Origin of the sequence: Noviluteimonas caseinilytica, assembly GCF_018406605.1 — a bacterium.
GTDB lineage: Bacteria > Pseudomonadota > Gammaproteobacteria > Xanthomonadales > Xanthomonadaceae > Noviluteimonas > Noviluteimonas caseinilytica.
Genome location: NZ_AP024545.1, coordinates 1,347,173 through 1,370,574 on the forward strand (window position 1 = coordinate 1,347,173; position 23,402 = coordinate 1,370,574).

Sequence of the window (23,402 nt, forward strand, 5' to 3'; positions counted from 1 at the left end):
CACTGTCGCTCTACCAGCGCGTGCGCAACATCCGCCTTCGCCGCGTCGCTTGACGCGTCGTCCCCCAAAGAATCCAGGAGCTACACCATGAGCGACATCAAGAAGGACCACAGCGTCGGTGAAGGTACGGGCGCAGTGACCGGTGCAGTGACCGGTGCCGCCGTTGGTTCGGCCGCGGGCCCGATCGGTACCGTGGTCGGTGCGATCGCCGGTGGCGTGCTCGGCGCGAAGGCTGGCGGCGCGGTGGCCGAAGCCGTCAACCCGACCGAATACAACGATCACTTCAAGAACACGTATCGCGAAACCCCGTACTACAACAGCAGCCGCGAGTGGAACGACTACGAGCCGGCGTACAAGTACGGCTACGACACCTATGGCCAGTACAAGGGCCAGCGCTTCGAAGACGTCGAAAGCAACCTCGAAGCCGGTTGGGACACCACGAAGGCCAACTCGCGCCTGGCGTGGAGCGAAGCCCGCGGCGCCGTGCGCGATGGTTGGCATCACATCGAACGCGCGATGCCGGGCGACGCCGACCGCGACGGTCGCTAAGCCCAGCAAGTGACAAGACTCGCGGTGGCCCCTTGCCCTCACCGGCACGGGGCGCCGCAAGACGAGCCGGCAGGGATCGCCGGACGCAAAGGCCGCCTCGCGCGGCCTTTGCTTTTTCACGGCTTCACTCTGGTTGAACAGCCGCCGCCCTAGCGTGCGATCTCGACAGGAGGCCTGCCCATGAGCATCTTGAAGAAGGACCACATCGTCGGCACCGGCGGTGGTGCGCTGGCCGGCGGTGCAGCCGGAGCCGCGATCGGCACGGTGGTGGGCGGTCCGCCCGGCATGGCCATCGGCGGCGTGGTGGGCGTGGCGCTCGGCGCGATGGCGGGCGACCGCCTCTCCGAGGCACGCGATCGCCGCGAGAACCTCGGCCATTTCCAGCAGATCTTCCAGTCGATGCCCTACTACCGGCACGGCCTGGACTGGACCGACTACGAGCCGGCCTATCGCTTCGGTCTCGAAAACTACGAACGCGCCGACGGCCAGTCCTTCGCCGACATGGAGTCGACGCTGCAAGGGGCCTGGGAAGCGAACGCGCGGTTCGGTTCGCGGTTGGGCTGGCTGGAAGCACGGCCCGCGGTCGAACATGCATGGCGCTCGCTCGACGAAGCGCTGGGGCGTTCCGAACACCAGCCGCCACCGCGCTGAACATCGTCCTGGACACGCCTGCCCGTTACCATGGCGGCCCCCACGCAGGGCCGCCTTCCCGATGAGCGACGACACCCGCAACGACGTCTCCCGCAAGCAAGCCGAGGAAGCCGTGCGCACGCTGCTGCGCTGGTCCGGCGAAGATCCCGCGCGCGAAGGCCTGCTCGACACGCCCAAGCGCGTGGTGAAGGCCTACGAAGACTGGTTCAGCGGCTACGCGCTCGATCCCGACGACTACCTGCAGCGCACCTTCGAGGAAGTCGAGGGCTACGACGAACTCATCGTGCTGCGCGACATCCAGTTCGAAAGCCACTGCGAACACCACATGGCGCCGATCATCGGCCGCGCGCACGTGGGCTACCTGCCCGACGGCAAGGTGGTGGGCATCAGCAAGCTCGCGCGCGTGGTCGAGGCGTATGCACGCCGCTTCCAGGTGCAGGAGAAGATGACGGCGCAGATCGCCGGCTGCATCCAGCGCGCGCTGCATCCGCTGGGCGTGGGCGTGGTGATCGAAGCGGCGCACGAATGCATGACCACGCGCGGCGTGCACAAGCGCGGCGTGAGCATGGTGACGTCCACGATGCTCGGCACGTTCCGCGAAGACGCGCGCACGCGTTCGGAATTCCTCAAGTTCATCTCGGTCGGCCAGAACCGCTGATGGCCGAAGCCGCCGCGCCGCTCGATTGCCTGGTGATCGGCGCGGGCCCCGCGGGCCTCACGGCAGCGACCTACCTCACGCGTTTCCATCGCCGCAGCCTCGTGGTCGACGCCGGGCGCAGCCGCGCGCGCTGGATCCCGAAGAGCCACAACTGCCCGGGCTTCCCGTTCGGCGTGGCCGGCACGGAACTGCTCGACAAGTTGCGTTCGCAGGCGCAGGGCTACGGCGCGGAGATCGTGTCCGGCTGCATCGCGAAGCTGGAACGCGACGCGGTAACGGGCGTGTTCACCGCCATCGCCGAAGACGGCACGCGCTGGGAAGCCACCTGCGTGATCCTCGCCACCGGCATCGTGGACAAGATGCCGGCGATGCCGGGCCTGGAAGAGGCCATCGCCAACAACGTCGTGCGCATGTGCGCGGTGTGCGATGCGTACGAAGCCAGCGACGACCACATCGCGGTGTACGCGCCGGTGGACGAAGCGATCCGGCACGCCGTGTTCCTGCGCACGTTCTCGCGCAGCGTGGCGGCGGTGCGCTCGGAACCCGGCGAACCCGATCCCGAACTCGCCGCACTCGCGCGCGAGGCCAAGGTCGCGGTGCTGCCCGTCGCGAAGAGCCTCGAACACGACGGCCGCTGCTGCGTCTTCAAGCTGGAAGACGACAGCGCGCATCGATTCGACACCGTGTATCCGGTGCTGGGCGGCGACGGTCAATCGAAACTCGGCGCCGCGCTGGGGGCGACGGTCGACGGGAACGGCGAAATCGAAACGGACGATCGCCAGCAGACGAGCGTCGACGGGTTGTACGCGATCGGCGACGTGGTGACGGGGCTCAACCAGATCAGCGTCGCGGTGGGCCACGCCGCGGTCGCGGCGACGGCGATCCACAATCGCCTGCCGCGCAACTTCCGCGAGGATCCGGAAGCGCAACCGGAGACGGCGGCGGAGCTGCCGTCTCCGTAACGGCACTCAGTGCTGCGTGATCCGCCCCCGCGGCTTCGGGCCGCGCGGTTCGTTCTGGATCATCGGGTCGCACGGGATCGTGGCGCCCCCGGCCTGCGCATCGGCCACGACGATCGCGTAGTCCGCGTCTTCCGCCTGCGTGTTGGCATCCATGATCACGCCGGACGCGTCGTCCCCCTGCGCCCAGCTCAGCTGGTGGTAGGGATCGTCGGTGAAGTGCACGTGGTCGATGGTGTAGCGCTGGTCCTTGTCGACGTGCACGTCGATCAGCGCCGGCCCATCGCCCACCTTGGTCTTCAACCCGCCCTTGTCCTGGTAACCGCCCGAGTACTTGAAGCTGTACATCAGGCCGTTGGACGCGATGACCTGCTGCCAGCCATTGCCGCTCGAGGCGCCGGGCTTGACCTTCAGGGTGACGTGCTCGTGCTTGGACATGGTCGTGCTCCTCATTGGTGCACGATGCGGGGCATCGGGCCGCGGGGCTCGTTCTGGATCATGGGGTCGCAGTAGATCGTCGCGCCGTTGGCTTGCCCGTCGACGACCACGGTGACGTAGTCGCAGTTCTCCGCGACCGAATTCGCGTCGGTGATCGTGCCCGCGGACTGGCTGCCCGACGTGGGCGACCAGGACAACTGGTGCTGGGTGTCGTTGACGAAGTTCACGCCGAAGAGGGAATAGCGGTTGTCGGTGTCCACGCTGAGGGCAATCGTTGCCTGGCCGTCGCCCACCTTCGTCTTCAGGCCGCCGTTGTCGTTCTGGCCGCCGGAATACTTGAAGCTGTAGGGCTGCCCGTTGGAACCGGTGGTGTTGGTCCACCCGTTGCCGTTGCTGTTGCCCGGCTTGACCTTCAGGGTGACGGTTTCGTTCTTCGACATGGCGACGCTCCTGCTGAGGGGGAACCGCTTCGTTATCCACGCGGTTCGTTGTGGATCATGGGATCGCAACGCACGATCTGCCCCCTCGGATCGCGCACGACCACGCTGTACTTCACATCCATCCCGCTGGTGTTGGCGTTGTGGATGATCACGGCCGAATCCCCGTCCGGTTTCCAGCTCAGCTGGCCGTCCGGGTTGTCGTCGAACTCGACGTTCTCGACTTTCCATCGGTTGCCGACGACATCGATGCGGAACTCGACATGGCCGTCGTCCTTGCCGGCGTGCAGGTTGCCCTGGTCGTCGTGGCCGCCGAAATACTTGTAGCTGCCGTTGTCGTCGACGCGCAGCTTGGTCGTGCGCAGCTTGGCGTGGTCATCGGTTTGCATGGCTCTGTTCCTCAGCGTGCCGCGATCGCAGGCAGCGGCGGCAACGGTTGCAGGGGCGAGTAGGACGCGGCGACGAGCCTGCGGCGATATTCGCTTTCGGCGTCCGCGTCTCCGAGGTGGTGCAGCGTCCGGACCAGCGGATCCAGGCGGGCGAACGGGATGTCCTGCTCCGGCGTGTCGGCCAGCAGCAGCGTGCGTGCGTCGTGCCACGCGGTGTCGGCGGCCGCCGTGTTGCCGGCGTCCTGCGCCAGTTCGCCGTCGACCAGCGCCAGCCGCGCCAGCGGGACGCGCAGGTTGTCGTCCTTCGCCTGCTTCCACGTCGCGTCCATCGTGGCGTGCGCATCGGCGGCGTAACGGCGCGCCGCAGCGGCATCGTGCATCGCCAGCGCCACCTGCGCCTGCAGCACCGCCGCGCGCCCGCGCCATTCGCGCATGCGTGCGTCCTTCGGTTCTTCGGCGTGCGCGCGTTCGAGCACGGCGGTGGCGGCCGCGGCTTCGGGTGCGGCGCGTTCCGGCGTGCCCACGTCCAGTTGCGCGCGCCAGAACCGCGCGATGCCCTGCGCGGAAGCCCACTTGTGGTTCTTCGGATCCTGCGCCACCAACGCATCGGCTTGCGTGTTCGCCGCCTCGATCGCCGACCGCGCTTCGGCAAGCTTGCCGCGATGCGCGCGCACGTCGCCGAGCAGCAATTGCGCGTCCACCCAGTCCATGCGCAGGTTGGCGTCCTTCGGATCCGCGCGGCGCAGCGTGTCGAGGTTCGCCAGGTGCTCGTTGAAGAAGGCTTCGGCTTCCGACAACTTGCCCTGGCGCGACGCATTGCTGCCGAGCCACGACAGCACGGTGCCCATCTCGCCGCGCGTGCCCATGTCGGTCGGGCGCGTGCGCACCCATTCGCGGAACAGCGCGAGCTCCTTGCGCATCGCGCGTTCGGCCTCCGCGTGGCGCCCGCGCGATTCGTCCAACACCGCGAGGTTGTGGTGGCCGTACGCCACTTCCTTCTGCCAGTCGAAGTTGGTGCGATCCATCGCCGCCAGCTTCAGCGCGCTGTCGCGGTACCGGGTCAACCATTTTTCCGCGTCGTCCAGGCGATCCTGTTGCCAGGCGACGTAACCGATCCAGTACTCGGCCTGCGCGCGATCGAACAGGCGTTTGCCATCCGACGGCTTGCGCGCCTGCAAGGCGGCGCTGCGTGCGTAGGCTTCCTGGAACGCGCGCATCGCGGCCGCATGGTTGCCTTCGCCCAGGCGCACCTGGCCGATGCCGGTGAGCGAACGCGCCTGGGCTTCCAGCGCGGTGTCGTTGAGGTCGCGCGGCTGCAGGGTCGCGAAATACGTGGTGGCCTTGTCGTCGACCGAATGCATCAGGTCGAGGCGGCCCACCTTCGTGAGCTTCTCGCGCAGGTCGCCGAGCATGAAACCGAGCAGGTCTTCGGCCTGCACCTGTCGCCGCTGTGCATCGTTGCGCGCGACATACGCGCTCACCGCCAGCGTCGACGTCAGCGCCATGCCCGCGAGCGACGCCGCCGCGATGATGCCCATGCGCCGGTTGCGGCGTTGCGTTTCGCGCTGCACCAGCGCGTCGTAACCCACGCCGAGCAGGCCGGCGATGGTTTTCAGGAAGGCGCGTTCGCGGCCATCCCCTTGCGGGCGCGCATCCGCCGCGAGCGGGATGCGGCCATGGTCGATCGTGGCGGGCGGGAAGCATTCGTCGACGGTGGGGTCGCCATCGACGATGAAACAGAGCACGCGATCGGCGCGGCCCTGCTCGATGAAGGCGCGCACCTCCGCATCCACCCACTGCGAACGCGCGGCGGCGGGCGAGCAGATCACGACCAGGCTCGCCGACTCGGCCAGCGCTTCGCGGATCGTGCCGGTGAGGTCGCCGGCGCTGGGGAGTTCGTCGCGGTCGCGGAACATCGCGCCGAGCCGTGCAGGAATCGGGCCATCACGCCCCGGCGTGCCGACCAGGCGCGCGGGCACCCGGTAGCCTTCCAGCTTGCGCAGCAGCCAACGCGCCCATGCGGCGTCGTTGTGGCTGTAACTGAGGAAAGCGCGGTAGCGCACGGTCCGACCCCCCGGGGGAATGGGTGGAACGTTGGTCCAACGCCGCGCATCGCAGGCAGCGGACACCGTGCCGACAGACGGTGCGATATGCCCGATCGCCCGGTACCATCGGCGCCGGGGAGCGCCGTTTGCGGCGCGCAGTCATCCACAGCACAGACGCGCCGGCCACGGGCCGCGTGCGGGGAACCACGCGCCAATGATCGTCGGCATCGACCTCGGCACCACGCATTCACTCATCGGCACCTACTCGGAACACGGCCCACGGCTGTTCCCCAACGCACTCGGCGACGTCCTCACGCCGTCGGTGGTGAGCGTGGACGGCGACACGATCCTGGTCGGCCAGGCCGCGCGCGATCGCCTCGTCAGCCATCCGCAGCACACGGTGGCGGCGTTCAAGCGCTGGATGGGCACCAATCGCGAAACCTTCCTCGGCAAGCGTGCGTTCCGGCCCGAAGAGTTGTCGGCGCTCGTGCTGCGCTCGCTCGTCGCCGATGCCGAAGCCGCGCTCGGCGAACGCGTGACCGATGCGGTGATCAGCGTGCCGGCGTACTTCTCCGATGCGCAACGCAAGGCCACGCGCGCCGCGGGCGAACTCGCCGGCCTGCGCGTGGAGCGCCTGGTCAACGAACCCACCGCCGCGGCGCTCGCCTACGGCCTGCAGCAGCGCGACCGCGAGTCCCGTTTCCTCGTGTTCGACCTGGGCGGCGGCACCTTCGACGTGTCGATCCTCGAGATGTTCGAAGGCGTCGTCGAAGTGCATGCCAGCGCGGGCGACAACTATCTCGGCGGCGAGGATTTCCTCGGCGTGCTGCTGCAGGCCTTCTTCGACGACCAGGGCGTGAAGGTGTCCGCGCTCGAAGCGATGGAACTGGCCCGCGTGTCGCGCGCGCTGGAGCTCGCCAAGCGCACGCTGAGCGGCGCTTCGGAAGCGAGCGTCGACGTGCAGCTGGGCGGCAAGCCGGTGCAGTGGACGATCGACGAAGCGCGCTTCCTGCGCCTGTGCGAACCGCTGGTGCAGCGCATGCGCGCGCCGCTGGAACGCGCGATGCGCGATGCGAAGCTGTCGCCGTCGCAGCTCGACGAAATCCTGCTGGTCGGCGGCGCGAGCCGCATGCCGATGGTCGCGAAGATGGTGTCGCGCATGTTCGGCCGCCTGCCGCTGCGCCACATCGATCCCGACCAGGCCATCGCGCTCGGCGCCACCGTCGCCGCGGGCCTGAAGGCGCGCGACGCACGACTGGAAGAAGTCATCCTCACCGACGTGTGCCCATACACGCTCGGCACCGAAGTGGCGCGCCAGAGCGAGGACGGCACGTACCAGGCCGGCTTCTTCCAGCCGATCATCGAACGCAACAGCACCGTGCCGGTGAGCCGCGAAGACCAGTTCTTCCCGATCCAGGACCACCAGAAGGTGCTCGCGTTGCCGGTGTTCCAGGGCGAGAACCCGATGGTCGCCAACAACGTGCGCCTGGGCGAGATCCAGGTGAAGCTGGATCCGCGCCGCCCGAAACACGAGAACGGCGTGACCGTGCGCTTCACGTACGACGTCGACGGCCTGCTGCAGGTGGAAGTCACCGAGCACGCCACCGGCAAGCGCCACGAACTCGTGCTCGAACAGAATCCGGGGTTGCTGAGCGCCGCGGAGATCCGCGAGCGCCTGGCGAAACTCGAAGGGCTGAAGATCCACCCGCGCGAACACCAGGAAAACCTGGCGGTGCTGGCGCGCGCCGAGCGCTTGTACGAGGAATACCTCGGCGCACGCGCGACGCTGGCGCAATGGATCGCCGCGTTCCGCGCGGCGCTGGATTCGCAGGACACCGCGCGCATCGACCACGACCGCAAGGCGTTCTCCGCGGGCCTGGACGAGATCGAGGCCAACGCATGAATCCGCTGCAGCGCCTCGGCCTGCCGGCCGGGGCGGACGTGCGCGCCGTGAAGCGGGAATATGCGACGCGCCTGAAGGGCATGCGGCCGGACGTGGATCCGGACGGATTCCAGCAGCTGCATGCGTGGTACCAGGACGCAATGCAGTTCGTGCAGTGGCGCGATGCGCAGGCCGTCGCCGGTGTCGATGCGGACGAAGCAGACACCGAAGCCGAAGCCGAATTCGAAAGCGCCGGCGATGACGACGCAGCCCCGGTGACGATCGCCCGCATCCGCATGACGCAGCCTGCGTGGCAGCCGTCCACGCGCGTGCCTGCCGTGGTGGATGCGCCGGTCGAAGCACCGTTCGACGCGCAGGCGTTCTACGAAGACTTCATCGCGCGCGCGACGCTCGACGACGAACGTCGCCTGCGCGACTGGCTCGAGGCGCATCCGGCGTTGTGGTCGCTGGACGGCAAGCAATCGGCGGGCCGGTTGCTGGTCCAGCGTTTGTTCGACGACGCGCCCGCGCTGCGGAACGCGTTGTTCGACGACACGCTGCAGTTCTTCGGCCTCGCCCAGGTGCAGCGCAACGTGGACGCCGCGGCGCTGCTGCGATTGCGGCGGCGCATGCACGTGCGTTACCTGCTCGCCAACAAGCGCCAGCTGTTCCGCATCGTGCGCGGACCCGACGGCAGGCCGGGCGAGAAGGAGGCCGAGGCGATCCTGCGCCAGGTGACCCGTCCGTTGAAGTTCGCGCAGGCCTGGTGGTTCGGCGTGCGCAACGGGCCCAGGCGGGTGTGCGATTTCCTGCTGCGCGTGGACGGCGGACGCCTCGACTTGCCGCCCCCGGTGGAACCGGCGCAGGTGAAGTTCTTCATGGAGGCCTGCACCACGTCGGCGTTGCGCCTGCCGCGCCTTGCGATCGGCGGCACGTGGGCGCTGGCCTTCGCGTGGTTCGTCACGCTGGTGACGTCGATCCGCTACGACACGCACTGGTTGCGCGAAACGCTCATCGATTTCGCATGGTCGCCCCTGTGGGCGGCGGCGATGTACCTGCCGTGGTTGTGCTTCACCGTCCCGCTGCGCTGGCTGTTCAACTGGCAGGCCGCCCCGGACCAGGCGCCCACGCGGTGGCCATGGTTGCGAACGCTTGCGGTGCCGCTGCTCGTGGTGTCGATGTTCGTGGCGTGGGCGGCCACCGACAACCTCGCGTGGATGTTCGCGTTGGCGCCCGCGATTTCCGCGCTCGCGTTCTACCGTTTCATGCGACGCGGCGGCCACCGGATTCCGACGCTGAACATCGCGTACGCACTCCTGTACGTGTTCCTGGCCGCCTTGTGGCCGGTGACGCTGACGGCGGCGCTGGTGTTGTGGATGGTCGATACGTTCCGGCATCGCAGCCTGCCGCGGTATCGCAATGCTTGATGCCCTCGCGTGGTTCGGCCTGGGCTCCGGCGCAAGCGTCCGCGACCTGAAACGCGCGTACGCACAGCGGTTGAAGGCTGCGCGGCCCGACGAGGACCCGGCAGGGTTCCAGCAGTTGCGCGCAATGTACGAAGCCGCGTGCTGGATGATCGACGACGACGCGGACGTTGCGGTGATGCCGGCGAACCAGGCCATCCACGCGCCGATCGGGGCCGTCGTATCGCCGGAACCGGACGCATCCGCGCAGTCGATCGACACGCTCCATCCCGCGCTGCTGGCGTTCGGCCGCGCGGACGATGCGGCGGGATTGCGAACGTGGCTGCTCGCGCAGGACGTGCTGTGGTCGCTCAAGCACAAGGGCGAGGCGGCAAGCGACATCGCCACGATGCTGTGGGAGGAACTGCCGCCATTCGGCGAGCACGCGTTCGATGTGCTCGCCGGCTTCTTCGACGAGTGGCAGATCGATCGCGGTCGCGATCCGGTCCAGGTGGCACTGCTGCGCGAAACGCTGATCGTGCGCTGGTACCTGCTGCCGGAGCATGCGAGCGACCTGGCGCGCGCGATGATCGACAGGCACCTCGCCGCGACGCCACGCGCCGCGAACGCATGGGTCCGCCAGCTGAAGCGGCCGTTCGCGCGTTGGCAGGTACTGCTGTTCTCGCTGATCCCCGGTGTTCCCACGCGCCTGCACGCGCTGCTCCAATGGCTCGGTGTTTCGCGGATCGCGCTGCCGCCGGAGATCGACCCGCGCCAGGTCACTTTCTGGAACGCCGCCGGGAATCGCACCGTACTGTCGGAACCTCGCACGCTGGTCGGGTTGTCGCGCGCGGCGGCCTACGCCTTTGCCACCACCCTGCCGTTCGCGCACACGATGGCCAACGCCATCGCGTTCGCCATGAATACGGCGGGCATCGCCTTTGCCTATGCACTCGGATGGTTCGCAGTGGCGATGACTTCGGAGTCGCGCAGGGGCCCGGCCGCGCCGCTCGTCCTGCCAGGCCTGATGTTCGGCCTGCTCTGCGCTGCCTCGATGATGAAGGGCTGTCTCGCCGGCTGACGGGCCACGCTAGACTGCGCGCCTGTCGTCCATCCGCGGGAATCCCCAGTGACTTCCGACGCCCCCACCGGCGCCCATCCCGGCGCGCGCAAGGCCGCGACCGTCTTCATCTTCGTCACCGTCCTGATCGACATCATGGCGTTCGGCCTGATCATTCCCGTGCTGCCGCACCTGGTGCAGGAGATGGCCGGCGGCGACATGGTGACGGCGGCGAAATGGGTCGGCATCTTCGGCGTGCTGTTCGCCGCCATCCAGTTCGTCAGCTCGCCGGTGCAGGGCGCGATGTCCGATCGCTTCGGGCGCCGGCCGGTGATCCTGTTGTCGTGCCTGGGCCTGGGCGTGGACTTCATCTTCATGGCCCTGGCGCAAACGCTGCCCTGGCTGCTGGTGGGGCGCGTGATTTCCGCGATCTTCGCGGCCAGCTTCACCACGGCCAACGCCTACATCGCGGACGTCACCGAGCCGTCGAAGCGCGCGCAGGCGTTCGGCATGCTCGGCGCCGCATTCGGCCTGGGCTTCATCGTCGGCCCGATCATCGGCGGCACGCTCAGTGGCATCGACATCCGCCTGCCGTTCTGGGCCGCGGCGGGACTGGCGCTGGTCAACTTCTGCTATGGCCTGTTCGTGCTGCCCGAGTCGCTGCCCAAGGCGCGACGTTCCGCGCGCATCGACTGGGCGCACGCCCATCCGTTCGGTTCGATGAAGCTGCTGGCGCGCTATCCGGCGATCTGGGGCATGGTCGCGGTGGTGTTCCTGCTCAACCTCGCGCACTACGTGTATCCGAGCGTCTTCGTGCTGTTCGCCGATGCCGCGTACGGCTGGGGCCCCCGCACGGTGGGTTACGTGCTCGGCGTCGTCGGCGTCCTCAGCGTGATCGTCAACGCCGTGCTGGTGAAGCGCGTCGTCGCGAAGTTCGGCGAACGCCGCGCGTTGCTGATCGGGCTGTCGTGCGGCGTGGTCGGCTTCGCGATCTACGGACTGGCGCCCACGGGCGCGGTGTTCCTGATGGGCATGCCGATCATGGCGTTGTGGGCGCTGGCGATGCCGGCGACGCAATCGATGGTGACGCGCCTGGTGGGGCCCGAAGTCCAGGGGCGCGTGCAGGGTGCGTTGACGAGCCTGGCGAGCCTGGCGGGCATCATCGCGCCGGCGATCTACACCTCGGTGTTCGCGCTCTTCATCGGCCCGCATGCGCCGGCGAAGTTGCCGGGTGCGCCGTTCCTGCTGGCCTGCGCGTTGCTGGCCAGCGCGGGCCTGGTGGCGTGGCGCTTCATCCGCACGCACGCCGAACTGCAAGTGGACGGTCCGCTGCCCGCGCCCGCGAATCCAGGCGAAGGCTGATCGCGCGTCAGCGTTCGAGGATGGCGACGACGCCCATGCCGCCGGCGGTGCAGATGGAGATCAGGCACCGTCCGCCGCCGCGCTGTTTCAGTTCCTTCGCGGCGGTGGCGACGATGCGCGCACCGGTGGCCGCGAACGGATGACCCGCCGCAAGCGATGAGCCGTTGGGATTGATCTTCGCCGGATCGATGCGCCCCATCGGCGCGTCGAGGCCGAGGCGCGAGCGGCAGTATTCCTCGCTCTCCCATGCGCGCAGCGTGCACAGCACTTGCGCTGCGAAGGCTTCGTGGATCTCGTAGATGTCGAAGTCCTGCAGCGTCAGGTTATTGCGGCGGAGCATGTCCGCCACCGCGATCGTCGGCGCCATCAGCAGGCCTTCGCCATGCACGAAGTCCACCGCGGCGACCTGTGCATCGCGCAGGTGGCACAGCACTTCGAGGTCGTGCGCCAACGCCCATTCGTCCGTCGCGACGAGGCACGCGGCCGCGCCATCGGTGAGCGGCGTGGAATTGCCCGCGGTGAGCGTGCCGCGCCCGCTGGTGCGATCGAACGCGGGCTTGAGCGTGGCGAGCTTCTCGATCGAGGTATCGGGCCGCAGGATGTTGTCGCGCGACACGCCGCGGAAGCTCACGACCAGGTCGTCGAAGAACCCGCGGTCGTACGCGGCAGCCAGCTTGTGGTGCGAGGCGGCGGCGAGTTCGTCCTGCGAATCGCGCGAGATGTTCCACTGCTTGGCCATGTCCTCGCAGTGGTCGCCCATCGACTTGCCGGTGCGCGGCTCGGCCACGCCCGGGAAGTCCGGCTTGAGTTCGCGCGGATGGAAGCCCTTGAACGCGGCGAGCTTGTCCTTGGTGGTCTTGGCCATGGCCGCGGCGAGCAGGCGGCGGCGGAATTCCTGGCCGTAGACGATCGGCACGTCGGACGTGGTGTCCGCACCGCCGCCGACGCCGACTTCGATCTGGCCCGTCGCGATCTTGCCCGCGATGTGCACGATCGCGTCGAGCGAGGTGCCGCACGCGCGCTGCAGGGTGATGCCGGGCGTGAGCGGCGACAGGCCGGACGACAGCGTGGCTTCACGCCCGAGGTTCCAGTCGCTGGAGTGCTTGATGACGGCGCCGAGCGCCACTTCGCCGAGCTGCTGGCCGTGCAGGCCGAACTTTTCGACCAGCGCACCGAGCGTCCGCACCGACATGCCCAGGTTGCCCACGTCCGCATAAGCGGTGTTCTGCTTGCAGAAGGGAATGCGGACGCCGCCGAGAATGGCGACGGGACGGCCGTGCAGCATCGAGGCACCTCGTGGATCACGGCCCGCGCGTCGCGCGCGGGCATAATGCGCCGCAGTGTAAACCCGCCCCTGTGCGGGGCCAATCCACGAGCCCGGACGACAGATGAACGACACGACGCCGGACCTGCAATTGCTCGGCGCCCTCGCCCTCGAGCTCAAACCGGGCTCGCAAGCCGCGCTGCATGCGCTCGACCAGGGCGCCGCGGGCACGCTGGCGCAGCACATTGCACGGGATTTGTCGGGGTTTTCCCCCGAAGCCAGCGAATTGCAACTGGTCACCGTGGGTGCGCATTACGACGTGGTCGAACTGCTGCGGCCGGGTTGGCCGCTGCATCGCGAACTCGACCAGCTCGCCGCGCGGGCCCCGGGCGACGCGCGCGGGCGCGTGATCGCCTTCGGCGCGCATGCGGCGCAGTTGCCGGGCGCATTGTCGCCGCAACCCGAACACGCGGGCGGGCCGCTGCGCCTGGTGCCCTTCGTGCTCGGCGGTGACGCCGACATCGCCGCGCGCATCGGCGATCGCTTCGAACGCGAGTTGATGGAGCGCGGGATGGCGGGCGCTGCGACGGCGTTGTTCGCGCAGGAAACCTTCGGCCTGCAGGTGGAGCACGCGCGCTATCTCACGCTGCACGACCTCGCCGCGATGATGGCGCTGCAGTACGAACACGCCGGCCTCGCGCCGTTGTGGCCCGTGCTGGAAGCCGCGCTGCTCGCCCCCGATGCGGAAGAATGGCTCGAGGCCGGGTCGGAACCCGTCGTGCATTACGCCGATCGCGAAGCGCGCATCGCGTTGTTCACGCCCGAAGCGTGGCGCACGCGCTACATGCCGGACGCCGCGCACGCATCGGAAGGCGACTGCGATCGGCTCGAACGCGCGTTCGAACATTTCCAGGCACGCCAGCGCCAGTTCGCCGCGGTGTTGCAGGCGCACGGCATCCCGGTGAACTTCGTGCATTGCGATGCCGGCGTGGATTCGCACGCCGAGCTCGCCTAAGTCTTCGCGAAGAAGATCCGGTACCCCTCGTCCTGCATGCCCAGCGCTTCGTAGGTGCGCTGCGCGTTGGCGTTCTCGCGTTCGACGTACAGGCGCAAGCCGACCACGCCCGGCGTGTCCTTCGCCAACGTCTCCACGTGTTTGTACAGCGCGGCGAACACGCCCTTGCGCCGGTGTTCGCGTGGCACGTACACGCTCTGGATCCACCACCAGTCGCCGTTGCGCCAGTCGCTCCATTCGGTGGTGAGCATCAGCGTGCCGACCGGGATGCTGAGCACTTCCGAGCCTGCGACCGACGCGTTCTGCATCGCGATGAAGTAACGCGCCTTCGCCGGTTCGGCGATGCCCGTCGCGACGCCCGCGCGCACCGTGTCGTGGTCGAGTTGCTTGTGTTCGGTTTCCAGCGCCATCGCGGCCGCCCATTCGGCGAGCAACGGGGCGTCGGCCGCGTGCGCGGTCCGCACGCGGTAGACCGCGGCGGTCATCCCTTCACCTGGATCACGCCGCACGCCACGCGCGCACCGCTGTTGCCGGAGGGCTGCGTCATGTAGTCATCCGCGGCTGCGTGCACGACGAGCGCGCGGTTGGCGATGTCGTTCGCCGCACCGCCGCCCAGCGTCACGTTGGACAGGTGGATGTCGAGCTGCACCTGGCCATTGCCGTCGGCGGTGACGTTGTCCATGTCGCCCGCGTGGTGCGTGGCCGTGCCGGCGCGGCCGTGCGCACTGGCCGTCGGATTGAAATGCCCGCCCGCGCTGCTCGCATCGGCGGCGCTGCAATCGCCTTTGTCGTGCACGTGCAGGCCATGCACGCTGCCGGGCTGGAAGCCGCCGATCGTGCCGGTGAGATGCACGCCGTCGCGCATCGGCGCCAGCATCACGCGGCCACTGACGAGGCTGCCCGAGGCGGGCGCAAGGTTGACCAGCGCGGATTTCGCCGTGCTCTGCGGTGCGGGCGCCGCGGGCGGTGCCGGCGGTTTGGTCGCGCACGCGGTGACGCCGAGGGCGACGAACAGGGTGAGCGATGCATGGCGCATGGCAATTCCTCCGTGAAAGGGATCAGCGACGCTTGCGGCCGGGCCCGAGCTTGCGGGTCACCGTGTTACGTCCGAGTCCAAGGCGCGAAGCGGCTTCGCCGCGGTGGCCGTGGGTGTGTTCCAGGGCGGCATCCAGCAGGATCCGGTCGAGCTTGGCCTTGGCTTCCGCATGCAGGTCGGCGTCGCCGGCCTCGATGCGGGCGCGGGCCCAGCGTGCGAGGGCGGCTTCCCAGTCGTCGGCGTCGACGGATGCACGCGGTGAAGCGCGCAAGGCGGCTTCGAGATCGGCGACGCCCACGGTATCGGCGGGCGCCAGCGCGGCGACGCGCCAGCAGAGGTTCTCGAGTTCGCGCACGTTGCCGGGCCAGTCGTGCGCGCGCAGGCGTGCAAGCGCGGCCTTGGCGAAATGTTTCGGCGGTGCGTCCAGCTTGCGCGCGGCCGCGGCGAGGAAGCGTTCGGCGAGCGCGGGCACGTCGTCGGTGCGTTCGCGCAACGGTGGCAGGTGCAGGCGCACGACATCGAGGCGATGCAGCAGGTCCGCGCGGAAGCGCCCTTCGGCGGCGAGTGCATCGAGGTCCTGGTGTGTCGCCGCGATCACGCGCACGTCGACGCGGATCAGTTCGCGCCCGCCGACGCGGAAGAACTCGCCTTCGGCCAGCACGCGCAGCAGCCGCGTCTGCAGCGACGCCGGCATGTCGCCGATCTCGTCGAGGAACAAGGTGCCGCCGTCGGCTTGTTCGAAGCGGCCGACGTGGCGCTTCGTCGCCCCCGTGAACGCGCCGGCCTCGTGGCCGAACAATTCGCTCTCGAGCAGTTCGGCGGGAATCGCGGCAGTGTTGAGCGCGACGAACGGCCGATGCGCGCGCGGCGATTCGCGATGCAGCGCGCGCGCGACGAGCTCCTTGCCGGTGCCCGTTTCGCCGGTGATGAGCACCGACAACGGCGCCTGCGCGAGCCGCCCGATGCTGCGGAACAACGCGCGCATCGCGGGCGTTTCGCCGATCAGCTCGGTGCCGGGCATCGCGGGTGCGACGCGCGCGACGGCCGCGCCCTCCCCCGCTTCCGGCAACGCGCGCGCGACCAGCGCGACGGCGGCATCGAGGTCGAAGGGCTTCGACAGGAATTCGTACGCACCGCCGCGGAACGCGCCCGCCGTGCTCGCGATGTCGGTGTACGCGCTCATCACGATCACCGGCAACTGCGGCGCAGCCTGCTTGAGCTTGTCGAGCAGCGTGAGCCCGTCTTCGCCCGGCATGCGCACGTCGGTGAACAACAACGCCGGCGCACCGCGATCGCGCAAGGCCGCCAGCGCATCGCGCGCGTTCTCGAAGCCATCGACGGCGTGGCCCGCTTCGCGCAACGCGGTGGCGAGGACGAAGCGCACGGCGCGATCGTCGTCCACGATCCAGATGCGGCGCGCATCATTCGCCATCGGTACCCTCCTCCGCTGCCGTCCACGACGGCAGCAACAACGTGAACACCGTGTGGCCCGGGCGCGAGCGATAGGCGAGCGAGCCGCGATGCTCGCGCGCGACCTGTTGCGCGAGCGCCAGCCCAAGGCCGCTGCCCGCGGCATGGCCGCTCACCAAGGGCAGGAAGATGCGTTCGGCCAGTTCTTCCGGCACGCCGCGTCCGTCGTCGACGATCTCGACGCGGATGGCGAGCGGATGCAGCGTGTCGCCGATGCGCACCTGGTGTTCGGCGCGCGTGCGCAGCGTGATGTTGGCGGCGCCGGCTTCGATCGCGTTGCGCACGAGGTTCCAGGTGCTTTGCGTGAGGCGATCGGGATCGCCGAGCACGTCGGGCAACGATGGGTCGTAATCGCGCACGAGGCGCACCGCCCAGCCTGCGTCGGTTTCCGCAAGGCGCAATACGCGTTCGAGTACGACGTGGATGTTGAGCGGTTCGAACGGGCGTGGCGGCGCGGGCGACAGCAAACGATCGAGCAGCGCGGTGAGGCGATCGACTTCGGATTCGACGAGCGCGGTGAGTTCGCGGCCGGTGGCATCGTCGGCGACGCGGCGCGCGAGCAATTGCGCGGCGCCTTTCAGGCCCGCGAGCGGATTGCGCAGTTCATGCGCGAGGCCTTTCAGCGCCGCGGACAACGCACTCGGCAACAACTGCGCGGGATCCTCGCCGGGAAATTCGTCGACCGGATGCGCTTCCACCCACCAGCCGCCCGCATCGCGCGCGGACAACGCGACGTCGGCGAAGCGCGGCGCATCGCTGCCGGGGAAGGCGAGGGGAATGCGGCGCAGGCGCGCGCCTTCGAGCGCGGGATCGGACAGGGCGCGCGCGAACGCATCGCCTTCGAACTCGAGCGCCGCCAGCGGCACGCCCATCAACCGCTTCGCGCTGACACCCAGCCATCGCGCACACGCCGCGTTCGCCCCTTCCACGCGGCCATCGGCGCCCGTCCAGGCGATGGGCGTGGTGAGCAGGTCGAAGGCGAGGGCGCGGTCGGACATTGCACCAATGTAGTGCGAGCGGGGCCGGAGCGCACGTAAGATCGGGCGATGAACACCATCGTGATCCGCGACCTCGCCCCCGCCGACCGCCTGCAATGGGAGGGCCTGTGGGCCGGCTACAACGCCTTCTATGGCCGGCAGGGCGACACCGCCGTCCCGGCGGAGGTCATCGAAACGACCTGGACCCGGTTCTTCGATCCGGCCGAACCCATGCACGCCCTGGTCGCCGACCGGGCGGGCACCTTGCTGGGGCTCACGCACTACCTCTTCCACCGCAGCACCATCCAGCTGCAGCCCACCTGCTACCTGCAGGACCTCTTCACCGCAGAGGCGGCGCGCGGCACCGGCATCGGGCGCGCCCTGATCGAAGCGGTCTACGCCCGCGCCCGTGCAGCGGGTTCCCCCCGCGTCTACTGGCAAACGCACGAAACCAACACGACGGCGATGCGACTCTACGACCAGGTGGCCGAGCGTTCGTGCTTCCTCGTCTATCGCAAGATCTTCTGAGCCGCAGGGAGCGAGACATGGCCGAAAGCCGCGATTACCTCGAGATGGCCTTCCACTCGATCACCTGTTTCAGCGACGACGGCAAGCTGGACCTGGGCGAACTCAATCGCATCGTCGCGATCGCCGAAGCCGACGGCGTGGTGGACGACAACGAGAAGCGCGTGCTGAAGGGCATCCTCGGCCGCGTGCGCCCGCAGGAAGTGGACGGGGCGCTGCAGGCGCGGATCACGGAGTTGTCGAAGACGCTCGGCGTGGACCTGGCGTTGAAGCAGGACTGACGCGCGTCAGCGCGTGTTGGTCAAGGCAGGCGCCAGTCGATCGGCGCTTGCCCGTGCCGCACCAGGTATTCGTTCGTCTTCGAGAAGTGCCCGCATCCGATGAACCCGCGGTGCGCACTCAGCGGCGAAGGATGCGGCGCCTTCAGCACGCGATGGCGGCCGGTGTCGATCACCTTGCCCTTCGCCTGCGCATAGGCGCCCCACAGCAGGAACACGAGATGCTCGCGTTCGTTGGCGAGCACTTCCACGATGCGGTCGGTGAAGCATTCCCAGCCTTTCCCCGCGTGCGCGCCGGCCTTGCCTTCTTCGACGGTAAGCACGGCGTTGAGCAGCAGCACGCCTTGTTCGGCCCAGTGCGTGAGGCAGCCGTGCGCAGGCCGCGGGATGCCGAGGTCGCGCTGCAATTCCTTGAACACGTTGTCGAGCGACGGCGGGATCGCGGTGCCGGGCTGCACGGAGAAACACAAGCCGTGCGCCTGTCCGAAGCCGTGGTACGGATCCTGGCCGAGGATCACCACTTTCACCTTGTCGAACGGCGTGGCGTCCAGCGCGGCGAACACCTGCGGCAACGGCGGGAACACCTGCGCGCCCTTCGCCCGACGCTCGCGCAGGAACGCGGACAGCGCCTGCATGTCGTCGCGCAACAGGTAATCGCCGATGCGCGATTTCCAGCCCGGTTCGAGGCGAACGCGGTCGGTGTTCGCGGACGGTGCGTCCGTCATGCGTCGAGGCTGCGCTGCTCCGGCATCTTCGCCACGCGCAGCTGGAACAGGGTCTTGGTGACGAGCAGGCGTTCTTCGATCGGCTTGAGCACCAGGTCGTTGGCCCCTTCGCGCAACAGGCCGCTCTGGTTGTCCTTGTTCTCGTCGCCCGTCATCACCAGCACCGGCAACTGGCGTTTGCCGTAGCGGAAATCGTTGCGGATGCTCGCGAGCAGGTCGCGGCCGCTGAGCTCGCCCTTCAGGTACACGTCGGTGAGCACGAGGTCCGCGCCGGGTGCATCGGGGCTGTCGCGGAAGGTTTCGAGATGCTTGAGCGCGTCTTCGGCGCTGATCGTGTGCACGACCTGCAGGCCCTGGCGTTCGAGCATGCGCTTGGTCGCCATCGCGACGACCCGGCTGTCTTCCACGTAGAGCACGCGCGCGCCGGCGACGGGTTCGGGTTGCACGTAGCCGCGGATGAACGCGGCGAGCGCGTTGTGGCCGAGGCCCTTGTCGAAATAATCGGTGACGTCTTCGCTCAGGCTGCGGTCTTCCAGGCGCGATTGCGCTTCGCCGGACACCACGATCACCGGCACGTAGGCCTGGCCGGACGCGGCGCGCACCATCTTCGCGACCGCCATGCCGTCGCCGTCGGGCAGGGACAGCGCGGTGGTGACCAGGTGGAACGGGCCGGTGTCGAGCGCAGCGCGCGCTTCGGCCACGCCCGCGCAACCGACCACCTCGACGTTCGGCAATTCCTTCACCAGCACGTCGCCGATCAACTTGCGCACGAGCTTGGAGCCATCGACGACGAGCACGCGCGGTGCGTCGCTGATGAGATGCCGGAGGTCCTGGCTGCTCATCGCGTGGGCCGCGTCTGGCGCAGGAAGTGGCTGGTGACGACGCCCGCGCCGATCCAGCCGAGCAACGTGGCGCCGCCGATCACGATCGCGGCCTGCAACGGATCGACGCCCTGCAGGGTGAAGCCGCTGCCGTAACTGTTGGCGAGGTCCGCCAGCGGCGCGCGCAACGCCATCCATGCACCGGTGAGCAATGCGAGCGCGAGTGCGCCGGCCGCGAGCCCGTACCAGATGCCCAGGTACAGGAACGGGCGGCGAATGAAGCCGTCGCTCGCACCGAGCAACTGCAGCACGCCGATTTCGTCGCGCCGCGACTGGATGTCCAGGCGCACGGTGTTGCCGACGACGAGCAGCGCCCCCAGGCTCAGCAATGCCGCAAGCACGAGCGCCACGCGCCCGCCGAAGCGCAACCAGTTGTCCAGGCGCGAACGCCACACGGCGTCGTGCTGCACGAGGTCGACATCCGGCAATGCGCGCAAGGATTCGGCGAGCGTGAGGTCATCGCCGCGCGGCACCACCAGCAGCGCGTAGGGCAGGGGGTTGTCGTCGGCCCCGGTGGCGGCGAGTGCATCGATCGCCTCGCCCAGGCCGTCCTGCGCGCGCAGCACCTGCAAGCCTTCGTCCGGCGTGCGCACGACGACCGAAGCGACTTCATCGCGCTTGCGCAATGTGTCGGCGACTGCGTTCGCATGCGCCGCATCGACGCCCGTCTTGAGGAACACCGAGATCTGCCGCGAGCTCTGCACCTCGCCCGCGAAGCGCTGCACGTTGCCCAGCACCACCCACAGGCCGAGCGGCAACGCGAGCGCCACCGCCATCACGCCGACGGTGAGCAAGGTGGCCCAGGGCTTGCGGAACACGCGCCCGAGGCTCGCGACGAAGCTGTAGAGATGATGGTCGACCCACGCACCGGGGCCGCTGGAATGGGTGCGCTTGTCGCGCACGGCAGCTGCCTCAGGCATCGGCGAGCTCCTCCGGCGAGATGTCGTCGGCCAGTCGCCCCTGGTCCAGCACCAGCACGCGCTTGCGCATGCGCTTGATCAGGCCGAGGTCGTGGCTGGCGACGAGCACGCTGGTGCCGGTTTCCGGCAGCGCGGCGAACAGCGCCATGATTTCGGCCGACAAGGTGGGGTCGAGGTTGCCGGTGGGTTCGTCGGCGACGAGCATCGCCGGTTCTGCCACGAGCGCGCGCGCGATGCCGACGCGTTGCTGTTCGCCGGCCGAGAGTTGCGAGGGCAGGGCGCGTTCGCGCGGGCCCAGGCCGAGGCGTTCGAGCATCGAGCGCACGCGCTTGCCGATCTCGCCGCGCTTCATGCCGCGCAGGATCAGCGGGAGCGCGACGTTCTCGCCCACGCTGCGGTCCATCAGCAACTGGTGGTTCTGGTAGACCACGCCGACCGAACGCCGGTGCAGCGCGACCTTCCCGCCGCGCACCTTCGCCAGGTTGCGATCGCCGAACAGCACGGCGCCGCGCGAAGGACGCTCCGCCAGCTGGATCAACTTGAGCAGCGTGCTCTTGCCAGCGCCAGAGTGGCCGGTGACGAACAGCATCTCGCCGGGCGCGACGTCGAAGCTCACCTCCGACAGCGCGACATGCCCGCCCGGGTATTGCTTGCTGACATTGTCGAAGCGCAGGACCGACATCGGCGTGCGGCGCATCCGTGGGACGAGGGCCCGCAGTATCGCCGGAGCCAACCGCCGCGGCTAGGCGCGGCGGTGCGGATCATCGGATCGTCAGTGCTGCGAGCGCGGTGCGCGCGTGACCAGCGCCTTCAGGCCCTTCGCGACGCGGGACAGCAGCGAGGGGCTGGCGTCGGGCACGGAGGCCGGCTTGGCGCCGACCTGCGCGGGCGCGGACTGCTGCATCGGCAGCGCGTCGGCGCCTTCGATGCGCTTGCCGCCGCGACGACGACGACGCTTGCGCGGCGCGCGTTCGGCATCCGGCGCGCCTTCGACCGAGGCCTGCGGCGGGCGCGGGGGCCTGGGTGCGGCGGCCACGGGCTGCGGCGCGCTGCCATCGACGGCCGCGGCAGCGGGCACGCCTTCGGGCTTGCGCGGCGGGCGCGGACCGCGCTCACCGTGCGGGCGACGCTCGCCGGGGCGCCCGCCGCCGGGCGACGAACGCCCCGCGCCAGGCTTGCTGCGACCACCGCCACGGCGTTCTTCGTCCGCGGCCTTCTGCTCGCGCGCTTCGCGGAAGATGGAACTGACGCTTTCTTCCGGCTCCGCGCCTTCCACCACCGGGCGGGGCGTGCGCGGCATCGCGACCAGCATGTCGGCGGTGACGTGCTCGCCCGGGATCTTCTGGTCGATGAAGGCTTCGATGTCGGGCAGCGACATGCCGTAGCGCTCGCAGGCGAAGCTGATCGCGTCGCCCTCGGCGCCCAGGCGGGCGGTGCGGCCGATGCGGTGGACGTAGTCCTCGGCGTCGAACGGCAGGTCGTAGTTGTAGACGTGCGAGACGCCATCGATGTGCAGGCCGCGCGCGGCGACGTCGGTGGCCACCAGGATCTCGAGCTGGCCGGCCTGGAACTTCTTGAGCAGCGACTCGCGCTTCTTCTGCGGCACGTCGCCGGAGAGCACGCCGACGCGGTAGCCGGCCTTCTCCAGCGCGCGCGCCACGCGTTCGACGAACGCCTTGGTGTTCACGAACACCATCGTCCGCGCGCCTTCGCTGCGCGAGAGCAGGCCGATGAGGAGCGGGATCTTCTCTTCGTCGGCCGGGTAGTAGATCTTCTGGCGGACGCGCGCGGCGGTGATGGACTCGGTCTCGACGACCAGCTTCTCCGGCTCGTTCATGTGTTCGTAGGCCAGCTCGAGCACGCGGTGCGAGAGCGTGGCGGAGAACAGCAGCGTCTGGCGCTCGGTGCGCACCGGCATGCGGCGCAGCAGGAAGCGGATGTCCTTGATGAAGCCCAGGTCGAACATGCGGTCGGCTTCGTCCAGCACGCACATCTCGCACGCGTGCAGCGAAACCACCTTGTGCTGCTTGACGTAGTCGATCAGGCGGCCGGGCGTGGCGATGATGACGTCGGCGCCCGACTGCAGGATCTGGCGCTGCTTGTCGTAATCCACGCCGCCGTAGACCAGCGCGAACTTCAGGCCCAGCGCGTCGGCGAACTTCACCGCGTCCTTGTGGATCTGGATCGCCAGTTCGCGCGTGGGCGCCAGGATCAGCGCGCGCGGATCTTCCGGCTTGCGATCGGCCAGCGCCGGGCGCGTGAGCAGGCGGTTGATGACGGCGATCAGGAACGCCAGCGTCTTGCCGGTGCCGGTCTGCGCCTGGCCGGCGACGTCGCGGCCCGCGAGGGCGAGCGGCAGGGTGAGCGCCTGGATCGGCGTGCAGCGGTTGAACCCCGCGGCTTCCAGGCCGGCGAGCAGCGCCGGATGGAGGTCGAACTCGGAGAAGGCGATATCGGTAAGGGGCTTGTCGCTCATGC

25 protein-coding genes are annotated in these 23,402 nt (G+C 69.0%); 11 read left to right on the top strand and 14 right to left on the bottom strand.

What is annotated here, in order from left to right; genetic code table 11:
• The first annotated feature begins 87 nt into the window (after positions 1 to 87).
• From LYSCAS_RS06590 to LYSCAS_RS06605, 4 genes are all read left to right on the top strand, one after another.
• Entirely contained in the window at positions 88 to 549 is a 462-nt protein-coding gene (locus tag LYSCAS_RS06590; RefSeq protein WP_213436914.1) for a hypothetical protein, read from the top strand.
• A gap of 180 nt (positions 550 to 729) precedes the next feature.
• Entirely contained in the window at positions 730 to 1,200 is a 471-nt protein-coding gene (locus LYSCAS_RS06595; RefSeq protein WP_213436916.1) for a glycine zipper domain-containing protein, read from the top strand.
• Between the two features lie 61 nt (positions 1,201 to 1,261).
• Entirely contained in the window at positions 1,262 to 1,858 is a 597-nt protein-coding gene (folE, locus tag LYSCAS_RS06600; RefSeq protein ID WP_213436918.1) for a GTP cyclohydrolase I FolE, read from the top strand.
• The gene (locus LYSCAS_RS06605) at positions 1,858 to 2,820 is read left to right on the top strand and encodes an NAD(P)/FAD-dependent oxidoreductase (RefSeq protein ID WP_213436919.1); all 963 of its coding nucleotides are present in this window, start codon (positions 1,858 to 1,860) and stop codon (positions 2,818 to 2,820) included. Before folE ends, LYSCAS_RS06605 begins: the two co-directional genes overlap by 1 nt.
• Before the next feature lie 6 nt (positions 2,821 to 2,826).
• On the opposite strand, the gene LYSCAS_RS06610 is transcribed toward LYSCAS_RS06605, so the two are convergent.
• From LYSCAS_RS06610 to LYSCAS_RS06625, 4 genes are read right to left on the bottom strand one after another with little or no spacing between them, the layout of a single operon-like run.
• Positions 2,827 to 3,255 carry a hypothetical protein gene (locus tag LYSCAS_RS06610; protein ID WP_213436921.1) on the bottom strand — a complete coding sequence of 143 codons (429 nt, stop codon included), beginning with the start codon at positions 3,253 to 3,255 and terminating at the stop codon, positions 2,827 to 2,829.
• Positions 3,256 to 3,266: 11 nt separating this feature from the next.
• Entirely contained in the window at positions 3,267 to 3,695 is a 429-nt protein-coding gene (locus LYSCAS_RS06615) for a hypothetical protein (RefSeq protein WP_213436923.1), read from the bottom strand.
• A gap of 32 nt (positions 3,696 to 3,727) precedes the next feature.
• The gene (locus LYSCAS_RS06620; protein WP_213436925.1) at positions 3,728 to 4,081 is read right to left on the bottom strand and encodes a hypothetical protein; all 354 of its coding nucleotides are present in this window, start codon (positions 4,079 to 4,081) and stop codon (positions 3,728 to 3,730) included.
• 11 nt (positions 4,082 to 4,092) lie between these two features.
• Complete coding sequence (locus LYSCAS_RS06625) at positions 4,093 to 6,144, bottom strand: toll/interleukin-1 receptor domain-containing protein (RefSeq protein ID WP_213436927.1); 2,052 nt, start codon at positions 6,142 to 6,144, stop codon at positions 4,093 to 4,095.
• A gap of 196 nt (positions 6,145 to 6,340) precedes the next feature.
• Between LYSCAS_RS06625 and LYSCAS_RS06630 the strand changes: the two genes are divergently transcribed.
• The 4 genes from LYSCAS_RS06630 to LYSCAS_RS06645 are packed head-to-tail and all read left to right on the top strand — an operon-like array spanning position 6,341 to position 11,833.
• The gene (locus LYSCAS_RS06630) at positions 6,341 to 8,029 is read left to right on the top strand and encodes a molecular chaperone HscC (RefSeq protein WP_213436929.1); all 1,689 of its coding nucleotides are present in this window, start codon (positions 6,341 to 6,343) and stop codon (positions 8,027 to 8,029) included.
• A complete protein-coding gene (locus LYSCAS_RS06635) occupies positions 8,026 to 9,435 on the top strand; it encodes a hypothetical protein (protein ID WP_213436931.1) in 1,410 nt (469 codons plus the stop codon). The genes LYSCAS_RS06630 and LYSCAS_RS06635 overlap by 4 nt, the downstream gene beginning before the upstream one ends.
• A complete protein-coding gene (locus tag LYSCAS_RS06640; protein WP_213436933.1) occupies positions 9,428 to 10,492 on the top strand; it encodes a hypothetical protein in 1,065 nt (354 codons plus the stop codon). The genes LYSCAS_RS06635 and LYSCAS_RS06640 overlap by 8 nt, the downstream gene beginning before the upstream one ends.
• 48 nt (positions 10,493 to 10,540) lie before the next feature.
• Positions 10,541 to 11,833 carry a TCR/Tet family MFS transporter gene (locus tag LYSCAS_RS06645; protein ID WP_213436935.1) on the top strand — a complete coding sequence of 431 codons (1,293 nt, stop codon included), beginning with the start codon at positions 10,541 to 10,543 and terminating at the stop codon, positions 11,831 to 11,833.
• 7 nt (positions 11,834 to 11,840) lie between these two features.
• Here LYSCAS_RS06645 and LYSCAS_RS06650 read toward each other — a convergent pair whose 3' ends face one another.
• Entirely contained in the window at positions 11,841 to 13,118 is a 1,278-nt protein-coding gene (locus LYSCAS_RS06650) for an acetyl-CoA C-acetyltransferase (protein WP_213436937.1), read from the bottom strand.
• 103 nt (positions 13,119 to 13,221) lie between these two features.
• Here LYSCAS_RS06650 and LYSCAS_RS06655 point away from each other — a divergent pair, with 103 nt between their 5' ends.
• Complete coding sequence (locus LYSCAS_RS06655) at positions 13,222 to 14,112, top strand: hypothetical protein (protein WP_213436939.1); 891 nt, start codon at positions 13,222 to 13,224, stop codon at positions 14,110 to 14,112.
• Here LYSCAS_RS06655 and LYSCAS_RS06660 read toward each other — a convergent pair.
• Genes LYSCAS_RS06660 through LYSCAS_RS06675 form a run of 4 tightly spaced genes read right to left on the bottom strand, consistent with a single transcriptional unit; the run spans position 14,109 to position 17,616 of the window.
• Positions 14,109 to 14,597, bottom strand: coding sequence for a GNAT family N-acetyltransferase (locus tag LYSCAS_RS06660; protein ID WP_213436941.1), 489 nt, complete (start codon positions 14,595 to 14,597; stop codon positions 14,109 to 14,111). The genes LYSCAS_RS06655 and LYSCAS_RS06660 overlap by 4 nt on opposite strands.
• Entirely contained in the window at positions 14,594 to 15,148 is a 555-nt protein-coding gene (locus tag LYSCAS_RS06665; protein ID WP_213436943.1) for a superoxide dismutase family protein, read from the bottom strand. Before LYSCAS_RS06665 ends, LYSCAS_RS06660 begins: the two co-directional genes overlap by 4 nt.
• A 22-nt stretch (positions 15,149 to 15,170) precedes the next feature.
• Positions 15,171 to 16,580, bottom strand: coding sequence for a nitrogen regulation protein NR(I) (gene ntrC, locus LYSCAS_RS06670; protein ID WP_213436945.1), 1,410 nt, complete (start codon positions 16,578 to 16,580; stop codon positions 15,171 to 15,173).
• Positions 16,570 to 17,616 carry a two-component system sensor histidine kinase NtrB gene (locus tag LYSCAS_RS06675; RefSeq protein ID WP_213436947.1) on the bottom strand — a complete coding sequence of 349 codons (1,047 nt, stop codon included), beginning with the start codon at positions 17,614 to 17,616 and terminating at the stop codon, positions 16,570 to 16,572. Before LYSCAS_RS06675 ends, ntrC begins: the two co-directional genes overlap by 11 nt.
• 48 nt (positions 17,617 to 17,664) lie before the next feature.
• Here LYSCAS_RS06675 and LYSCAS_RS06680 point away from each other — a divergent pair, with 48 nt between their 5' ends.
• Both LYSCAS_RS06680 and LYSCAS_RS06685 read left to right on the top strand, forming a co-directional pair.
• A complete protein-coding gene (locus LYSCAS_RS06680; RefSeq protein WP_213436949.1) occupies positions 17,665 to 18,123 on the top strand; it encodes a GNAT family N-acetyltransferase in 459 nt (152 codons plus the stop codon).
• Between the two features lie 17 nt (positions 18,124 to 18,140).
• A complete protein-coding gene (locus LYSCAS_RS06685) occupies positions 18,141 to 18,401 on the top strand; it encodes a hypothetical protein (RefSeq protein WP_213436951.1) in 261 nt (86 codons plus the stop codon).
• Positions 18,402 to 18,421: 20 nt separating this feature from the next.
• On the opposite strand, the gene ung is transcribed toward LYSCAS_RS06685, so the two are convergent.
• From ung to rhlB, 5 genes are all read right to left on the bottom strand, one after another.
• Positions 18,422 to 19,123, bottom strand: a complete 702-nt coding sequence (ung, locus tag LYSCAS_RS06690) for a uracil-DNA glycosylase (RefSeq protein WP_213436953.1) — start codon at positions 19,121 to 19,123, stop codon at positions 18,422 to 18,424.
• Positions 19,120 to 19,965, bottom strand: coding sequence for a response regulator (locus LYSCAS_RS06695; RefSeq protein WP_213436955.1), 846 nt, complete (start codon positions 19,963 to 19,965; stop codon positions 19,120 to 19,122). Before LYSCAS_RS06695 ends, ung begins: the two co-directional genes overlap by 4 nt.
• Entirely contained in the window at positions 19,962 to 20,924 is a 963-nt protein-coding gene (ftsX, locus tag LYSCAS_RS06700) for a permease-like cell division protein FtsX (protein ID WP_213436957.1), read from the bottom strand. The genes LYSCAS_RS06695 and ftsX overlap by 4 nt, the downstream gene beginning before the upstream one ends.
• Entirely contained in the window at positions 20,917 to 21,606 is a 690-nt protein-coding gene (locus LYSCAS_RS06705) for a cell division ATP-binding protein FtsE (protein WP_213436959.1), read from the bottom strand. The genes ftsX and LYSCAS_RS06705 overlap by 8 nt, the downstream gene beginning before the upstream one ends.
• A 90-nt stretch (positions 21,607 to 21,696) precedes the next feature.
• A complete protein-coding gene (rhlB, locus tag LYSCAS_RS06710; protein ID WP_213436961.1) occupies positions 21,697 to 23,400 on the bottom strand; it encodes an ATP-dependent RNA helicase RhlB in 1,704 nt (567 codons plus the stop codon).
• Positions 23,401 to 23,402: the final 2 nt, after the last annotated feature.

Excerpts from the sequence above, each read along its gene's own strand:
- LYSCAS_RS06590 (WP_213436914.1), top strand. The coding sequence starts at position 88 with ATGAGCGACATCAAGAAGGACCACAGCGTCGGTGAAGGTACGGGCGCA.
- LYSCAS_RS06595 (WP_213436916.1), top strand. The coding sequence starts at position 730 with ATGAGCATCTTGAAGAAGGACCACATCGTCGGCACCGGCGGTGGTGCG.
- folE (WP_213436918.1), top strand. The coding sequence starts at position 1,262 with ATGAGCGACGACACCCGCAACGACGTCTCCCGCAAGCAAGCCGAGGAA.
- LYSCAS_RS06605 (WP_213436919.1), top strand. The coding sequence starts at position 1,858 with ATGGCCGAAGCCGCCGCGCCGCTCGATTGCCTGGTGATCGGCGCGGGC.
- LYSCAS_RS06610 (WP_213436921.1), bottom strand. The coding sequence starts at position 3,255 with ATGTCCAAGCACGAGCACGTCACCCTGAAGGTCAAGCCCGGCGCCTCG.
- LYSCAS_RS06615 (WP_213436923.1), bottom strand. The coding sequence starts at position 3,695 with ATGTCGAAGAACGAAACCGTCACCCTGAAGGTCAAGCCGGGCAACAGC.
- LYSCAS_RS06620 (WP_213436925.1), bottom strand. The coding sequence starts at position 4,081 with ATGCAAACCGATGACCACGCCAAGCTGCGCACGACCAAGCTGCGCGTC.
- LYSCAS_RS06630 (WP_213436929.1), top strand. The coding sequence starts at position 6,341 with ATGATCGTCGGCATCGACCTCGGCACCACGCATTCACTCATCGGCACC.
- LYSCAS_RS06635 (WP_213436931.1), top strand. The coding sequence starts at position 8,026 with ATGAATCCGCTGCAGCGCCTCGGCCTGCCGGCCGGGGCGGACGTGCGC.
- LYSCAS_RS06640 (WP_213436933.1), top strand. The coding sequence starts at position 9,428 with ATGCTTGATGCCCTCGCGTGGTTCGGCCTGGGCTCCGGCGCAAGCGTC.
- LYSCAS_RS06650 (WP_213436937.1), bottom strand. The coding sequence starts at position 13,118 with ATGCTGCACGGCCGTCCCGTCGCCATTCTCGGCGGCGTCCGCATTCCC.
- LYSCAS_RS06655 (WP_213436939.1), top strand. The coding sequence starts at position 13,222 with ATGAACGACACGACGCCGGACCTGCAATTGCTCGGCGCCCTCGCCCTC.
- LYSCAS_RS06660 (WP_213436941.1), bottom strand. The coding sequence starts at position 14,597 with ATGACCGCCGCGGTCTACCGCGTGCGGACCGCGCACGCGGCCGACGCC.
- LYSCAS_RS06665 (WP_213436943.1), bottom strand. The coding sequence starts at position 15,148 with ATGCGCCATGCATCGCTCACCCTGTTCGTCGCCCTCGGCGTCACCGCG.
- ntrC (WP_213436945.1), bottom strand. The coding sequence starts at position 16,580 with ATGGCGAATGATGCGCGCCGCATCTGGATCGTGGACGACGATCGCGCC.
- LYSCAS_RS06675 (WP_213436947.1), bottom strand. The coding sequence starts at position 17,616 with ATGTCCGACCGCGCCCTCGCCTTCGACCTGCTCACCACGCCCATCGCC.
- LYSCAS_RS06680 (WP_213436949.1), top strand. The coding sequence starts at position 17,665 with ATGAACACCATCGTGATCCGCGACCTCGCCCCCGCCGACCGCCTGCAA.
- LYSCAS_RS06685 (WP_213436951.1), top strand. The coding sequence starts at position 18,141 with ATGGCCGAAAGCCGCGATTACCTCGAGATGGCCTTCCACTCGATCACC.
- ung (WP_213436953.1), bottom strand. The coding sequence starts at position 19,123 with ATGACGGACGCACCGTCCGCGAACACCGACCGCGTTCGCCTCGAACCG.
- LYSCAS_RS06695 (WP_213436955.1), bottom strand. The coding sequence starts at position 19,965 with ATGAGCAGCCAGGACCTCCGGCATCTCATCAGCGACGCACCGCGCGTG.
- ftsX (WP_213436957.1), bottom strand. The coding sequence starts at position 20,924 with ATGCCTGAGGCAGCTGCCGTGCGCGACAAGCGCACCCATTCCAGCGGC.
- LYSCAS_RS06705 (WP_213436959.1), bottom strand. The coding sequence starts at position 21,606 with ATGTCGGTCCTGCGCTTCGACAATGTCAGCAAGCAATACCCGGGCGGG.
- rhlB (WP_213436961.1), bottom strand. The coding sequence starts at position 23,400 with ATGAGCGACAAGCCCCTTACCGATATCGCCTTCTCCGAGTTCGACCTC.